The following is a 14,290-nucleotide window of genomic DNA, read 5'->3' as shown; positions in this document are numbered from 1 at the left end:
TCGATTTCCGGTTTAAGGGTTTGTGCGGTAGGCTGGCGGCGGCTGAAGAGGCGGCTCGTGACCTCGTCACGGGACGAGGGGCTGCCGAGAGGGGACGGCGCGCAGGCGCCGATGGGCGATGAGGACAGTTTTCGCTGCTTTGTTTTGCGGCATGCTTATGGCTGGTGTGGCCGATGCGGCTACGGTGACCAACCGGGATGAAAAAACCGCGGTGCTGGTGATCGTCGAGGGGGAGAGCCGAATGGAGTTTGCGATCGCATCTGGTGCAACGGAAATGATTTGCCCGAGCGGCTGCTTCGTTACCGCGCCGAGCGGAGACCGCGTTGGTCTCCAGGGAGACGAGACGATCGAGATCGTCAACGGCTCCGTCGTGGTGAAATAGGCGGAAATTCCCACGTTCTGCCGCAACGAAGCGGCACAGAAGATCGCGCCGCTTCGTGACACGCGCGCTTCAGGCGCAATCCGGTGGGGTCTCAAGCGTGGTGACCCGTCACGGCCTTTACCAACTCGCCCGTCAGTTCCTGACTGCTGCAGTGGGAAATGTCGCCCAGCGACAGCATACCGACCATTCGCTTCTGCTCGTTGATCACCGGCAGCCGCCGGATCTTCTTCGACTCCATCAGGTGAATGGCGTCTTCGACCGATTCAGTCGTGCGGCAGTAGATGATATCCTTCGTCATCACGTCACGGGCTGTAAGCGTCGAGATGTCGTGGCCGTTCGCCAACGCGCGCAGGGTAACGTCGCGGTCCGTCACCATCCCGATCAGGCGGTCGTTTTCGCCGACAGGCAGGGCGCCGATATCCTCTTCTTTCATGATGCGCGCAATCGTGCGCAAATCTGTTTCCGGGCCGATCCAACGCACGCCGGGATGCATTGCTTCTTCGGTTCTCATGGTAACCTCCCATGATCAGCTACGGCATTTATTATACGCCAAAAATCGTGGCCAATCGTTGGTCCCGAAGCGGTTTCGCGAATTTAGCCGTTGCATGCATGACCGGGTGCTCCCGGGAGCGGGCTGCATCCGCCCGCGTAGCGCTCGCGCGGGCGGATGCAGCGCGCGCGGTCAGGTCAGCTTCCGCCGCCGCTCAAGTTCCGCCTCGGTAGGCTGCTCGAACTCGAAAGAACCGGTCACGACCGGCCCTCCACGGACGTATTTGTTGACGGTGACGCCGCTTCCGGAGACCTTCGAATTGATGAGTTTCAGCGCTGTCGGCATGGTTCCGCGGCCGAACAGCTTCTTGCCCTTTCCGAGCACGAGCGGAAAGAACGAGATATACATCTCATCGACCAGATCATTGCTGAAAAGGGTCTGCAGGAAGTCGGTCGAGCCCTGTGTCAACAGATCTGGTCCGTCTTCGTCCTTTAGCCGCTTGAGCGTGGCGACCGCGTCGGGGCCGAGGGTCTGGCTGTTCTGCCATGTGAGCTTCAAGTCCGGATTGCGCGTGGCGACATATTTCGTGATGCGGTCGAATAGCGGCCCGATCGGATCGTCGGCGCCGACATAGGGCCAGTGCGCGGCGAAAATGTCATAGGTCTTTCGACCAAGCAGGAGATCAAACGGTTTGGCGAACATCTCGTCGACCGCCTGTCCCATCGTTTCGTCGAAGTAGGGAGCCGCCCAGCCGCCATAGTCGAAGCCACCGATGGGGTCCTCTTGCGGCCCGCCGGGCGCCTGCATGACGCCATCAAGGCTAACGAATGCACCGACGATGATCTTCCTCATTGCGTTTCTCCTGGGTCATGATGTTCTGATCCCGAGGACGCCTGACGATCGCCGGTGCCGACAGCGGCCGCCTGAAATTTTCCGATCCGTCGCTCCGGGCTGATGCCGCGCTGGGGCGTTATGGGCCGCAAGGGCCCTGTCATATGTCTTCGTCCCCGGCGGCAGGTGGATCCATGCATGAATGCCTGCGGCAGTCATAACGCTTTTGATCAGATTCGACCTCAATCATCGTCATCATGATAGCGGCGCCAATTGCTTTCGTCGCCATGGCGCCAGTCGTTACGGTAAACGCGGCGCAACACACGGCGCTCGCAATAACCATCTTCGCAATAGGTATCGACGATCCGCTCGTCGACGATGCCGTTATTGGACGTACTGTTCGAACTCGTGTTCGACGATTGGCTTCCGGCTTCGGCGACGCCAGCTGTCATCGCCACGGCAGCAAACAGGCCAAGGTGCATACGCATGGCTCTCTCCTTCGTTTGCTAATACCCTCCGTTAACGAGCCTGAACCGGCACTGAACAACGGGCGATGCCCGGCGCTTCCATGCGCATCTGCACCACCCGTATGGCCGATCATCCGCTCACGGAATGGCGAAAATACTGATCTCGTTGGCGATTCCCCTGAGCGTCACGCTGTGCGGCATCGGGCTGAGGCCGCGGTCGGAAAGCAGGTTGGAGGCACGCGGGTCTTCGAGCACCGATCCCGTCGCGAAAATCTCGCGCGAGGTGGCGAGATGCTGGACGCGCGAGGCGATATTGACGGTCTGGCCGAAATAGTCCTGCCTCTCGTTGAGGTTGACCGCGATGCATGGCCCCTCATGGATGCCGATCTTCAATAGCAGGTCCTCGCTGCCGCGCTCCTCATTGAGCTCGCGCATCGCGTCCCGCATCGCATCGCCGCGGCGACCGCGCGGTCCGGCGTCGGGAAGGTGGCCATCACCGCGTCGCCGATCGTCTTCACGATGGCGCCGGCTTCGGCCGCGACGATCTCGTTCAGGACCCGGAAATGCGTTCGCACCAGGTCGAAGGCGGCAAGGTCCCCGACGCGCTCATAGAGTTCCGTCGACCCGCGCAGGTCGGTGAAGAGGAAGGTGAGGCTGGTAATCTTCAGCCGCTGGTCGACGTCGAGCGTGTCGGTCCGATAAATGTCGCGGAATGTCTGGTTGGAGAGGAGCCGTTTGGCGGTGAGGAATGGTCGCCGGCGGCCAAGCATCTCGTGCAGGGCCTCGCCTGCCACGCAGACGGAAGGCAGCGTGCGAACTTCGGCATGGTTCTCCACCTGGATCCGAAGCGGCCCCGGCTGAAGATTCAGGGTCTCGGCATGGCGATGCGCACGGTCGAAGACGAGCACGAGGTTCCGTCGTTCCCTCGTCGGCTCTCCCTTTACGTCCAGGAATTGTGCCGCATGCGTCACCGGTTCGAAGACGATGACGAATTCGGCCGGAAGCTGCATCGAGATGACGGCTTTGTCGCCCGGCGGCAGTTCCAGTGTCTCGATGACGAACTCGTCGAACTTTTCCTCGTAATCGTCCTCCGGCAGGTCGATGCCGGAGCCCCAGTACATCTGGCGGAAATATTCGATCGCCGGCAATTCGTGCGGATTATGTGCCCCGATGTGGCGCACGCGCGGGCTTACCGTGAAGGTCACCTCGACCATCTCGTCGAGCGTCGGCTCGTAGCCGGCGGCGCAGAGCGCGCAGGTATATTCCGTGGCCTGCACCGTCTTCAACGACGTATTGGCATCGAGCACTCCGCCGCAGCCAGGGCAGAGCACGTTCCAGGAAAGCTCGAAAATGCCAAGGCGGGAGGCCTGCAGGAAACCCGCGATCGTGTCCTCTTCGTCGAGCCCTTCGGCGGCCGCAAAGGCAAGCGCGTTGATGCGGCAGAGCTTGCGATCGGGTGCGTCGCGCACGAGCCGCGCGAACGCATCGACAATCTCCGGCTTCACCGACTGGCGCAGCATTTCGAATAGAGACTGGGCTTCACTCATGGGCGCATTCTATACGGAAATCCGCACGCGGTCAGCGAAATACGAGGAGGCATCCGCTTTGCCGGGCTCTCAGGCGGCCGGGCGCGCCGATGGTGCCAGGATGTGATGTCCGCTATAGTGACGAGAGGCACTGCAGTTGGCCTCGCGTCACAGAAAGCTCTCCATGGGCGATCAGATAAATACGCTGCAACCGGGTGAACCCGCACCCGCCTTTGCGCTTCCCGCAGTCGATGCCAACAGGATCGTATCTCTCGTCGATTTGCGCGGGCGTCCCTTTCTCCTCGGCCTCTTCCGCGGATTGCACTGCCCGTTCTGCCGGCGCCAGCTCAGACAGCTCTCCGGCCTGCAGCCGGCATTACGTGCCGCAGGCGTGGAGACGCTTGCCGTCATCAACACGTCGCTCGACCGCGCCCGGCTGTATTTTCGCTACCAGCCGACACCTGTCGTGCTTCTCTCAGATCCTGACTGCCTCACCCACCGCGCCTTCGGCGTGCCGCGTGTCCAGTTTCTGCCGGAGGCGAGCACCGAGCCGCCGCAATGGCCCGAACGCGCGACCATGGCGCAGTTCCAGGAGGCACGCATCAATCCCGCGGGCGAACTGGCCGAGCCGACGCAGCCGATGGAAGCCAACTTCGTGTTGAATGCCAAAGACGGCTTCGAACTCGACGAGACCGATCAGGCAATCTTTGCCGAGCATGCCACACAACTTGTCGGCCATTTCCTGGTAGATGCGGGCGGCATCGTGCGCTGGGCAAAGATCGAGGCGCGTGACGGTCCGAATGGCATCGGCACCTTTCCCACCCCCGAGGAGATCATCGCTGCCGCTAGCGAGCTCGAATAGGGATCTCCAACCGACATGAAAACGCCTTTTCACGCATGGTGGACTCCACCTCGCAGTCGCTGCTGGCGCTCACTGCGTGCTGGATCAATCGCCTGCCTGCATTTAAGTATATTTTAAACACGACATAATTTGAACTTTGAACTAATATAATTTTTGTTTGAATTGTTAATGTATTTTCGAGATCGAGTCACAATACTGATTCAAACATATCTTAAGCCATGCTAAGAGCCATATTCATTTGTTTGGAGACGGGGCATGAGCACGATTGTTGGCACGATCGGTGACGACGTGATACTTGGAACCGAGGAAAAGGATCGCATCTTCGGCCTCATTGGCGCGGATGAGATCGATGCGGGTGACGGCGATGATCTGGTCTACGGCGGCGCCGGGGACGATCGCCTGGCGAGTAGCAGCGGCTACGACCGGCTCGATGGCGGCGAGGGGGACGACCAGATCACGCTTACCGGTACCGGCGGCGCGGTTACCGGCGGTGGCGGCTTCGATACGCTGGTGATCGACCTCTCCGACGTCAGCACCTCCGTCCGGTTCAGCGGGGAGCACGGGCACGGTATCATCGGCTACAATACATCGAACTGGGAACACATCTTCTTCAACCGCATCGAGAGACTGGTGCTGACCACCGGTAGCGGCAACGACCGGATCTTCGGGGCAGCCACCGACGACATCATCTCGACGGGCGCAGGCAACGATATCATCGGGCCGCATGGCACCGACGTCGACGATGGCACCAGCATGCTCGGCGACGACACGATCGAGACGGGTAGCGGCGGTGACATCATCGTCGACATGAGCGGCGCGAATCGCATCTTCGCCGGCGACCACAGTGACAAGATCACTACCACTCTCGCCTCCGCGGTGATCGACGGCGGGAACGGCTGGGATACGCTCTCCCTCTTCGACGACGAGAGGACTGAGGACGTGACCATAGACTTCGTGCGCGGATTTGCCTCGACAGGCACGCTGATCAGCGGCATCGAGGTAGCCAGCGTAGATCTCGGCAGCGGCAGCGATACGCTAATCGGCGGAAATCTCTTCTCGCTCAGCGCCCATATGGGCGAGGGCGACAACTACGTCGAAGGCAGCAACGGCAGGGATTACATCGCTTCCGGAAGCGGTGACGACGCCCTCTATGGCGGCGCTGGCGACGACATCTTGATCAGCGTCGGTGGCAATGATGTGCTCGCCGGCGGCGATGGCAACGACGAGATCCACGACGCGGGAACGGCCTTCGATGACGGCGACACGATCATTGATGGCGGTGCCGGCGACGACCTGATCCAGGTCCGCGCTCCTTCCGGCTTCATCGATGGCGGGGACGGCAACGACACTCTCTACGTCACCGAGCCACTTGTCGGAACGACCAACTTCGATGCGGCGACCGGCGTGTTCGGCACGAGGCTGATATTCACCAATATTGAGACGTTTCAGGTGGAGGGCGGCGCAGGCGACGATATTATCCGCACGCTCGCCGGCGACGATAAACTGACCGGCAATGGTGGCAACGACCGTCTCGACGGCGGCGCCGGCAATGACGAACTTTGGGGCGGAGCCGGCAATGATGTCATGACGGGCGGTGCCGGTGGCGATACCTTCCTTTGGTCGTCCGACACGTTTTCGTTCTCGGGTGTCGACCGCATCACCGATTTCGATACTGAAGGCGGCGACGTGCTGCGCTTCATCGGTCATGCACCGAATACCACGCGCATCGGCAGCTTCGCCGACCTCATTGCAGCGGCGACCGAGACGGAGGACGGACTCTACATCGCCTTCAACGGGTCAGACACGTTCGGTCTCCTTCTGGACAAGGTCTCACTGTCCGATCTCTCGGCGGACGATATCGTCTTTGCCTAAGGTCCCTACCGTGGCCCATGATCGGCGGCCCGATTGGGCCGCTGGTCGGGCTTTTTCAGTGGTCGCTCCCATTAACACCCAATAAAACCTTTTGCCTCTAGGATGTCAGCGGGGACACTCTTTCTCATAGGCGATCAATGTCATTCTTCGGCGTTTCCGGAATGTACTATTCCGGCGAATCCCTCGGCGAGCACCGCATCGTGCTTGCCGAGGACTCCAATCTGTTTTCCTCGATGGTTTCGAAGCGGCTGAAGGAATTGTTCGATGTCGACGTGATTGTCTGCCGCGACTACGAGGATCTGCAGTTCGCAGTCGAAAATGCTTCCTTTCCACCCGCGCTTGCCATCTCCAATATCAATCTGCCGGGCGCGGAGAACGGCGAGGCGCTCGGCTATCTGATCGAGATGAGCGTGCCGACGATCGTCTTCACCGGCTCGTTCCAGGAGAGCACGCGCGAGGCCATTCTCGCCAAGGACATCGTCGACTACGTCATCAAGGACAGCGTCTTCGCGGTGGACATGCTGGCGGAATCGGTCTGCCGGTTCTTGACCAACCAGAAGCATCACGTGCTAATCGTCGACGACAGCCCGACGGCGCGGGCGGTGCTCACGACGCAACTCAGGCGCTATAATTTCCGCACGAGCTCCGCCGAGAGCGGTGCTGCCGCCCTCGAGATCCTGAAGAACAATCCGGACATCGCGCTCGTCATCACCGACTACAACATGCCGGACATCGACGGCTTCGAACTCACGCGCCGCATCCGCGCAGCCCACGGACCCCACCAGTTGCGCATCATCGGTGTCTCCTCGTCGACGAACCGGCTGCTCTCGGCGCGTTTCCTCAAGGCCGGCGGCAACGATTTCGTGGTCCGGCCCTTCGTCAACGAGGAGTTCTATTGCCGGGTCAATCAGAACCTCGACACACTCACCAAGATCAGGACGCTAAGCGCAAAGACGAAAATACCCGCGTGACGGGCGCAGCCAATCTCGGCAGCCTTCGGCGACCGCGGTTGATCCGTTAACGGAATTGCAACCGATAGAGCTTTCAATTCCCTTAAAAGAAATGGGGAATACCCGGCGATGCCCGCCGTGCCGAATGGAACAGGGCTCGAGCCGGCGCAATTGCATATCCAGTCAGCGTCACTTGCGTCCATGATCCCCGAGACTGTATCGGTCCGAGGGATCGAGGACTGGCGAGTTGCAGCGTTCTTGGAGGCGCGGCCGCTCTATGACGTCCAGCACGGCAGGGGCGCGGCGGGGCACGCGGGGTTCGATTGGGTGCGGCGCCATGCGCGTCTGAGTTGCTGCATCATTTTGTCCTTAAATCGATGCCGATTTAAGGAATCATGCAGGTGGGGATGGGGGTTGCAGTGAGATTGCGCCGAGTGCCGGGACGGGTGAGTTCCGTGCAGATGCACCGCGACAAGCGTCTGCTGCTCATCGAGGATTCGCGTATGTTCGCGACCGCGCTGAAGCATGGCTTAGAGCTGACGCATGGCGTCAGCGTCACCCATTGCGCGTCGCTCAAAGCGGTGAAGGCGGAATTTTCCGACATGGCCGAGGAGTTTTCGCTGGCCGTCCTTGATCTCAACCTTCCAGACGCGCCGAACTGCGAAGCGCTGGACTTCCTCCTCAAGGAAGGGGTTCCGGCCATCGTCTTCACGGCCGCCTTCAACGACGGCACGCGTGACGAGATCCTGAGCCGCGGTGTCGTGGATTGCATCGTCAAGAACGAGCCGCACTCGCTCAACGGCCTGATCGCTTCGGTCGGTCGAGCGCTTGCCAGCGGCAGGACCACGGTGCTGCTTGTCGATTCCGGCCAGGCCTCGCGCCACGATCTCGCGGGCATCCTGCGCCGGCAGCGGCTCTCGATCGTCGAAGCGTCGCGCGGCGCCGAGGCCCTGCAGTTCATCGACGCGGGCGAGGCGATCGACGCCATCGTCACCGACACGAATCTCGCCGACATGACGGGAAAGAGCCTGCTGGAGGAAATCCGCAGGCGGCAGGGCGAGGAGGCCGCGCCGGTCATCGGCCTTTCGGAAGAGGGCGACGCGCGACTGGCGGCGCGCTTCATCGAGGCTGGCGGCGCTGATTTCATCCGAAAGCCGGTGCTGGAAGCGGAGTTCCATGGCCGCGTGCGCTATGCCGCGGCAATGCAGAAGCGGATGCAGGCGCTACGCCGCGCGGCGGCAAGCGACTATCTGACGGGCATCTACAACCGCCGGCACTTCTTCCTCACAGGGCCACGCCTGGTCGATCAGTGCCTGAGGCGGGGCGAGGGCACGTCGATCGCCGTGCTGGACATCGACCACTTCAAGCGGCTGAACGATACCTACGGCCATGAGATCGGCGATCTCGTGCTTAAGCATGTGGCGCGACGACTGAAGGCGCTGGTCGGCGCGGAGCACCTGATGGCGCGTCTCGGCGGCGAGGAATTCGGCATCCTCTTCAATGGTCTCGATGTCCGCGAGGCTTTTGCCTTCTGCGAGCGTGTGCGCCTCGAGCTTGCGAGATCGAAGATCGTCGCGGACGAAGAGGAACTGACGATCACCGTCTCGATCGGGCTTGCGACAATCGAAGCGTCCGAATCCTTCGAAAACTACCTGCACGCCGCCGACCAGTTCCTCTACATGGCGAAACATGCCGGCCGCAATCGCGTGATGTCGGAACTGACACTGCTTGATGCTCTGGTGTCATGAGAGCGGCAGCGAGCGTCCGCTTGCTCGGACGACCAGTCGCCCCTCTATGTGCACGAAAAGGGGAGGCGACTTTTCGATTGCCTCCCCGTCTGTCCGTCAACGCGCCATCTGCAGTGTCAGCTTGCGTTCGGCGCGTTCCTGCTGCGGCGAGCGGTTGTAGAGTTCGCGATAGCATTTGGAGAAATGCGAAGCGGAGACGAAGCCGCAGGCCACGGCCACTTCCACGACCGGCATGGAGGATTGGATGAGGAGGTGCCGGGCGCGGTCGAGGCGGATCTCGAGATAGTAGCGCGCGGGAGAGCGCCCCATTTCCTGGCGGAAGAGCCGCTCGATCTGGCGGCGCGAAAGATCGGCGCTTTCGGCGATTTCCAAGAGCGACAAGGGTTCGGAGAGGTTGCTCTCCATCAGTTCGATGATCGACAGCACCTTGGCGTTCTGGACACCGAGGCGGGCTCTCAGAGGCAGCCGCTGCCGGTCGTGCGGGCCGCGCACGCGATCCGTCAACGCCTGTTCGCAGACGCGGTTGACGAGGTTTTCACCAAAATCCTGGTCGATCAGGTTCAGCATCATGTCGAGCGACGCTGTGCCGCCGGCGCAGGTGTAAATGTTGCTGTCGATCTCGTAGAGGTCGGCATAGACCTCAGCCTGCGGGAAGCTTTCGGAGAAACCCGGCAGGTTTTCCCAGTGGATGGCGCAGCGCTTGCCCGTGAGCAGGCCCGCCGAAGCCAGTACATGTGCGCCGGTACAGAGGCTGCCGACGGCGATGCCGCGGTTGTAGACCTCGCGCAGCCAGGCGTTCACCGACTTGTTCTGGAACTCCTCGACATAGACGCCGGAACAGACCAGAACCATCGAGGGGCGGTTTTCGCCGCTCAGGAACTTGCGTTCGTCTGCCAGGGAAGTGTTGACCTCGAGAGCAATGCCGGCCGAGGAGAAGACCTTCTGGCCGTCGGTCGAGGCGAGGCGCCATGTATAGGCCTCATAGCCAAGCATCCGGTTGGCGATGCGGAGCGTTTCGATTGCCGCCGAAAAGGGCAGCATCGAAAAGTTCGGCACTAGAAAGAAAACGAGCGAACGCTTTTTCGTCAGGGGCTTGTTCATTGGACCTCCCAGGCTACGGCTCGCATATTCGTCGCTTGGAATATGCCGCCCGGCTTGTCGATTTGCGACATTGGCATGGAAAGCCGCGACGGAGAAGAAATTTTCGCATTGCGACATGGCCGCAGTAAGAGATCTCGGACAACGGCGCCGCGATCGTATGAAAAGCGACACCGCCACCAGCGGCGATGGCGCAATCGGGCAAAAATCCCGTAAATTGGGGAAAAGAGGGCACCCGCACGCACTTGGTCGTCACGTTTCCGATTGCGACTCTTCATTTGGCCGTGCGAGCCATGTCGGTATTTGACAAGGTCTGGCGGATACTCCGAGTAGAGGAGCGGGATCTTCGGTGCGGCCCCGCGTTGGCCGTCGAGATCGAACCATCGCGGCGTGCAGTGCGGGCCTCTTTCAGCTCTTCCGCTGCGCGCGGCCTTTCCCGCGTGGATAGGGCGTTTCCCCTCTCGCGAGCATGTCGACATATTTCTCGATGCGTGCCTTCCGGGTTTCGGCTTTTTTCGCATCCTGGATACGAAAGAGAACCGCATAGCGGTTCCGGCTGTCGAGTTCGTCGAACAGTGCCTTCGCCGCCCCGTTGCGCTTGAGCGCATCCTGCAGATCCTCCGGCACGGTCGCCTTGCTCGGCGGTGCCGCCGCCGCTTCCCAGCGGCCGTCGGCCCTCGCTCTCTCCACCTCGGCCATGCCCCGGGGCGTCATCCGTCCTTCCGCGATCAACTCCAGCGCACGCGTGCGATTGATCTCGGACCACCTGCTGCGCGCCCGGCGCGGCGTGTATTTGTTGAGATAATAGTCGTCGTCGAGTCCGACCCGCTGGCCGTCGATCCAGCCGTAGCAAAGCGCAACGTCGAGCGCTTCCTTCGGGGTGATGCTTGCGATGCCGGACGCCTTTTTGGCGAACTTCACCCATAGACCCGGGCAATCGGGTTCCTGTCGGGCGAGCCAGTCCTCAAACGCCTTGGCGTCGCCAAAGTGAATGATGGGCAATTGGTCTTTTTCACTCATCCGATCGTCGCTTGTCTGGGCCGCTTCCAAAACCCGCGGCAGGTCGTCGCGACTATCGAGCGCGACGCGCTTGAAAGCAAGCGGGTGGGCTTTGCCGAAAACGTCGGCTCCGACAATGTCGGGGCGCGGAGACCTCGTTCGTCTTATCATCGACGCCGGCATGAGCCGCGTAGAGACGAGGAGAGACATCGATGTTTCGCACTGCACTGATTGCCGGGGCCCTGCTCATAGCTGGCCCCGTGCTGGCCCAATCCCAACCTGCGGGTGACCGGGTCAAGGTCAACGGTATGGAGATGTATTACGAGGTATCGGGCGAGGGCGATCCGCTGATCGTATTGCACGGCGCCTATATGAACATTCCCTCGATGGGCGCAATCATCCCGAAACTAGCCGAGACCCACAAGGTCTACGCACTTGAGTTTCAGGGCCATGGCCGCACCACCGACATAGACCGGCCGATCACCTATCCGAATCTTGCTGACGACGTCGCAGCTTTCATGGATGCCGTCGGCGTCGAAAAGGCCGACGTCTTCGGCTATTCCATGGGCGCCGCTGCCGGCCTGCAGCTTGCGATCCGTCACCCGGAAAAGGTCAACAAGCTCGCCGCCGCCTCCGTCGCTTATGACGCCGAGGGCTGGCAGCCGGCGTTCAAGGCCTTCATTCCGCAAATGACGGTAGAGATGTTCGTCAACATGCCGTTCGCGGAGGAACACCGCAAACTCGCTGCCAATCCCGACGGCTTTCCGGCCCTGGTCAAGAAGCTGATCGCTCTCGAACACGAACCGATGGCCTGGGGGCCAGACGTCAAGACACTGAAGACCCCGGTTCTGATCATCACCGGCGACGCGGACGTCGCCACGCTCGAGCATTCAGTCGCACTGTTCCGGCTGCTTGGCGGCGGTGTCATGGGCGATATGGGCAAGCCGCTCCCAGCTTCCCGTCTTGCAGTGATGCCGGCAACGTCGCATACCGCGGTCATCGGCCAGACAGAGCTATTACACGCCTTCATCGAGCCGTTCCTCAAGGGCAAGACACCGAAGCGAATGTTTGAGTAGGAACGCATGGAGCGGCCGAACATAGATTCAAGGCCGGACGTCCAATTCAGGCGAATTTTTTCCTCCAAAACAAGAAGGGCATTCCTTTTCGGGAATGCCCTTCAGAGGCTCACTTTGCGGTCAATGCCGGGAGGGTGGCATTTGGAGCCTTTATTCATTGTTCCGTCTTATGCACCGCATCGTCGACGGAGGGGAAGCCGATATCCTTCAACGTGTCGTAGGAGAGGTTCTCCAGAACACGTTCATTGCGGTGCCGCTTCCATGCGGCCCAGGCGCGGGCCCGGAGATTGAACAGGCCAGGCAGTGCCGAATGGCCCTGGTTCGATGAGGATGACGAATACTCGTTCGCAGACATTTCCGGTTTCCTTCTGAGTTTCTCAAAAGGTCGCGACCATGCATCTGTATGGCGCAACCTGATTGATCATTCAAACGAATATGTTTGATGTCTTTCATCAAACATGGTGATCGGTTGCCGCCCGCGTTTAGCAGGTTCTATCAGGTGTCGAGGTCGGCTGCTGTTCCGCGGGTAACAGGTCGTTGCGAACCCTGGCCGGCAGTTTCGCCAATTGGCGGCGGGTTTCCACCCGATTCCTGACGATATTGCCGGCGCGCCTCCTGTCGGCCATCCGTTCGATGAACAGCCGCGCGCGTGACAGAACTACTAGGACGATGTCATCTCCATCGCGCGGGCGTTGCGGGGCGGTTCCAGTGCGATCGGCCGTGCCGTCCGCCGGCCGCATCGTCTGCTCGGTCGTCGCAGCGCCTGCGATCCAACGTCCCACGGTGGCGCCGTTGTCGATGGCCAATGTGATAGCGGACATAGCCTTCTCCTTCGTCAGGGTTCGGAGGAGGTTTGCACAACTCCCTCCTTGCAGCTTGACTATCGCTCACACGTGATGTTCAATCAAACGAAATGAAATAAAGCTATCTTTCAGATTTTCTGAATGAGGATGCCGCCATGAACATGATGCTGCGCCACGCGCTTCCGCTGCTCGAGATGGACGTGCTGAAGACCTTTGTCGCCATCGCCGAGACCGGCAACTTCACCACGGCCGCCGAGACTGTCTATCGCACGCCCTCGGCCGTCTCGATGCAGATCAAGAAGCTCGAGGAGATGCTTGGCTGCACGCTTTTCCTGCGCGATGCACGCTCGGTGTCTTTGACGCCGAAGGGCGAGTTGCTGCTCGGCTTCGCCCGGAGGCTGCTGTCGCTCAACAATGAGACGGTCTCGCGCTTCCTGATGCCCGACATGAACGGCGTGGTGCGAGTCGGTGCGCCGGAGGACGTCGGCGAGCGCATTCTTCCGGATGTCCTGAAACGCTTTGCCGAAACCTATCCGAACGTGACGGTCGACGTTTCGATCGGCATGAGCAATGCGATGCGCAAGAGGGTCGACGAGCACCGCTTGGACATCGCCATCTACAACAGCCTTTCGGACGAATCGGCGAAGGACGGCGAAATCCTGATGCAGGAAAAGCTCGTCTGGGCGGGCGCGAAATGCGGCAACGCGCACCTGCGCGATCCGCTGCCGGTTTCCATGTGGGAAGATGGCTGCGTGTGGCGCGCCGATGCGGTGGAGAAGCTGTCGCGGGCCGGTCGCAAATTCCGCGTCGCCTTCCTAAGTGCTTATACGACCGGGCAACGCGCGGCGGTTCTCGCTGGGCTCGCGATCGCGCCGCTGCCGCGCTATCTCGTCCAAGGGGAGATGGTTCAGCTCGGTGAGCGCGATGGCCTTCCGGATCTCGGCCATTACGATATCGGCCTCAAGGTCATCGAGGACGCGCCTGCGCCGGTTCTTGCGGTTGCCGACCACGTCCGCGAGGCCTTCGCCGAGCTGCAGACGCAATAGGACGGGGCTATTCCCCGACGCCGTCGCTCGGCCGACCCACTTTTGACGGTTTGATAGCCGTCACATGAGACGCCGCGCATTCCAGGAATGCGCGGCGTCTCATGTGTTGGCCGCGCACTGTGCTGATTGACAATTATAAG

General features: G+C 61.0%; 14 protein-coding genes and 1 pseudogene. 7 read left to right on the top strand and 8 right to left on the bottom strand.

Annotation, left to right across the window (positions count from 1 at the left end):
- The first annotated feature begins 118 nt into the window (after positions 1–118).
- Complete coding sequence (locus tag AYK65_RS09690; RefSeq protein WP_046120783.1) at positions 119–382, top strand: hypothetical protein; 264 nt, start codon at positions 119–121, stop codon at positions 380–382.
- A 91-nt stretch (positions 383–473) separates the two neighbouring features.
- On the opposite strand, the gene AYK65_RS09685 is transcribed toward AYK65_RS09690, so the two are convergent.
- From AYK65_RS09685 to AYK65_RS09670, 4 genes and pseudogenes are all read right to left on the bottom strand, one after another.
- Complete coding sequence (locus AYK65_RS09685) at positions 474–893, bottom strand: CBS domain-containing protein (protein WP_026613705.1); 420 nt, start codon at positions 891–893, stop codon at positions 474–476.
- A gap of 171 nt (positions 894–1,064) precedes the next feature.
- Entirely contained in the window at positions 1,065–1,724 is a 660-nt protein-coding gene (locus tag AYK65_RS09680) for a dihydrofolate reductase family protein (protein ID WP_026613706.1), read from the bottom strand.
- A 221-nt stretch (positions 1,725–1,945) separates the two neighbouring features.
- Positions 1,946–2,191, bottom strand: coding sequence for a hypothetical protein (locus tag AYK65_RS09675; protein ID WP_026613707.1), 246 nt, complete (start codon positions 2,189–2,191; stop codon positions 1,946–1,948).
- Positions 2,192–2,308: 117 nt separating this feature from the next.
- Positions 2,309–3,717 (bottom strand): annotated as a pseudogene (locus AYK65_RS09670) (DUF5939 domain-containing protein).
- Between the two features lie 163 nt (positions 3,718–3,880).
- Between AYK65_RS09670 and AYK65_RS09665 the strand changes: the two are divergent.
- The 4 genes from AYK65_RS09665 (at position 3,881) to AYK65_RS09650 (ending at position 9,128) form a co-directional block, all read left to right on the top strand.
- Positions 3,881–4,558, top strand: a complete 678-nt coding sequence (locus AYK65_RS09665) for a redoxin domain-containing protein (RefSeq protein ID WP_081158237.1) — start codon at positions 3,881–3,883, stop codon at positions 4,556–4,558.
- A 255-nt stretch (positions 4,559–4,813) separates the two neighbouring features.
- The gene (locus tag AYK65_RS09660; protein ID WP_081158236.1) at positions 4,814–6,430 is read left to right on the top strand and encodes an SMc04171 family calcium-binding repeat protein; all 1,617 of its coding nucleotides are present in this window, start codon (positions 4,814–4,816) and stop codon (positions 6,428–6,430) included.
- A 137-nt stretch (positions 6,431–6,567) separates the two neighbouring features.
- Complete coding sequence (locus AYK65_RS09655) at positions 6,568–7,401, top strand: response regulator (RefSeq protein ID WP_026621263.1); 834 nt, start codon at positions 6,568–6,570, stop codon at positions 7,399–7,401.
- A 440-nt stretch (positions 7,402–7,841) separates the two neighbouring features.
- The gene (locus tag AYK65_RS09650) at positions 7,842–9,128 is read left to right on the top strand and encodes a diguanylate cyclase (RefSeq protein WP_046121010.1); all 1,287 of its coding nucleotides are present in this window, start codon (positions 7,842–7,844) and stop codon (positions 9,126–9,128) included.
- A 96-nt stretch (positions 9,129–9,224) separates the two neighbouring features.
- Here AYK65_RS09650 and AYK65_RS09645 read toward each other — a convergent pair whose 3' ends face one another.
- Both AYK65_RS09645 and AYK65_RS09640 read right to left on the bottom strand, forming a co-directional pair.
- Positions 9,225–10,229 (bottom strand): GlxA family transcriptional regulator, encoded by a 1,005-nt coding sequence (locus tag AYK65_RS09645; RefSeq protein ID WP_026613712.1) that lies wholly within the window; start codon positions 10,227–10,229, stop codon positions 9,225–9,227.
- Between the two features lie 405 nt (positions 10,230–10,634).
- Positions 10,635–11,246 (bottom strand): YdeI/OmpD-associated family protein, encoded by a 612-nt coding sequence (locus tag AYK65_RS09640; protein ID WP_026613713.1) that lies wholly within the window; start codon positions 11,244–11,246, stop codon positions 10,635–10,637.
- A 191-nt stretch (positions 11,247–11,437) separates the two neighbouring features.
- Between AYK65_RS09640 and AYK65_RS09635 the strand changes: the two genes are divergently transcribed.
- A complete protein-coding gene (locus AYK65_RS09635; protein ID WP_081158235.1) occupies positions 11,438–12,301 on the top strand; it encodes an alpha/beta fold hydrolase in 864 nt (287 codons plus the stop codon).
- A 154-nt stretch (positions 12,302–12,455) separates the two neighbouring features.
- Here the strand turns inward: AYK65_RS09635 and AYK65_RS09630 are convergent, their stop codons facing one another.
- Both AYK65_RS09630 and AYK65_RS09625 read right to left on the bottom strand, forming a co-directional pair.
- Positions 12,456–12,656 carry a hypothetical protein gene (locus AYK65_RS09630; protein ID WP_026613715.1) on the bottom strand — a complete coding sequence of 67 codons (201 nt, stop codon included), beginning with the start codon at positions 12,654–12,656 and terminating at the stop codon, positions 12,456–12,458.
- Between the two features lie 127 nt (positions 12,657–12,783).
- Entirely contained in the window at positions 12,784–13,122 is a 339-nt protein-coding gene (locus AYK65_RS09625; protein WP_026613716.1) for a hypothetical protein, read from the bottom strand.
- Positions 13,123–13,259: 137 nt separating this feature from the next.
- Between AYK65_RS09625 and AYK65_RS09620 the strand changes: the two genes are divergently transcribed.
- Complete coding sequence (locus tag AYK65_RS09620; protein ID WP_026621256.1) at positions 13,260–14,150, top strand: LysR substrate-binding domain-containing protein; 891 nt, start codon at positions 13,260–13,262, stop codon at positions 14,148–14,150.
- Positions 14,151–14,290: the final 140 nt, after the last annotated feature.

It is taken from the genome of Ensifer aridi, from assembly GCF_002078505.1.
In the GTDB taxonomy this organism is placed as follows: Bacteria; Pseudomonadota; Alphaproteobacteria; order Rhizobiales; family Rhizobiaceae; genus Sinorhizobium; species Sinorhizobium aridi.
This window is presented reverse-complemented; position numbering and strand designations above follow the sequence as displayed.

What these genes read in the sequence shown, in the direction of transcription:
- AYK65_RS09685 (WP_026613705.1), bottom strand. Translation starts at nt 893, where the DNA reads ATGAGAACCGAAGAAGCAATGCATCCCGGCGTGCGTTGGATCGGCCCG.
- AYK65_RS09665 (WP_081158237.1), top strand. Translation starts at nt 3,881, where the DNA reads ATGGGCGATCAGATAAATACGCTGCAACCGGGTGAACCCGCACCCGCC.
- AYK65_RS09625 (WP_026613716.1), bottom strand. Translation starts at nt 13,122, where the DNA reads ATGTCCGCTATCACATTGGCCATCGACAACGGCGCCACCGTGGGACGT.
- AYK65_RS09655 (WP_026621263.1), top strand. Translation starts at nt 6,568, where the DNA reads ATGTCATTCTTCGGCGTTTCCGGAATGTACTATTCCGGCGAATCCCTC.
- AYK65_RS09640 (WP_026613713.1), bottom strand. Translation starts at nt 11,246, where the DNA reads ATGAGTGAAAAAGACCAATTGCCCATCATTCACTTTGGCGACGCCAAG.
- AYK65_RS09675 (WP_026613707.1), bottom strand. Translation starts at nt 2,191, where the DNA reads ATGCGTATGCACCTTGGCCTGTTTGCTGCCGTGGCGATGACAGCTGGC.
- AYK65_RS09660 (WP_081158236.1), top strand. Translation starts at nt 4,814, where the DNA reads ATGAGCACGATTGTTGGCACGATCGGTGACGACGTGATACTTGGAACC.
- AYK65_RS09630 (WP_026613715.1), bottom strand. Translation starts at nt 12,656, where the DNA reads ATGTCTGCGAACGAGTATTCGTCATCCTCATCGAACCAGGGCCATTCG.
- AYK65_RS09680 (WP_026613706.1), bottom strand. Translation starts at nt 1,724, where the DNA reads ATGAGGAAGATCATCGTCGGTGCATTCGTTAGCCTTGATGGCGTCATG.
- AYK65_RS09620 (WP_026621256.1), top strand. Translation starts at nt 13,260, where the DNA reads ATGAACATGATGCTGCGCCACGCGCTTCCGCTGCTCGAGATGGACGTG.
- AYK65_RS09635 (WP_081158235.1), top strand. Translation starts at nt 11,438, where the DNA reads ATGTTTCGCACTGCACTGATTGCCGGGGCCCTGCTCATAGCTGGCCCC.
- AYK65_RS09645 (WP_026613712.1), bottom strand. Translation starts at nt 10,229, where the DNA reads ATGAACAAGCCCCTGACGAAAAAGCGTTCGCTCGTTTTCTTTCTAGTG.
- AYK65_RS09690 (WP_046120783.1), top strand. Translation starts at nt 119, where the DNA reads ATGAGGACAGTTTTCGCTGCTTTGTTTTGCGGCATGCTTATGGCTGGT.
- AYK65_RS09650 (WP_046121010.1), top strand. Translation starts at nt 7,842, where the DNA reads ATGCACCGCGACAAGCGTCTGCTGCTCATCGAGGATTCGCGTATGTTC.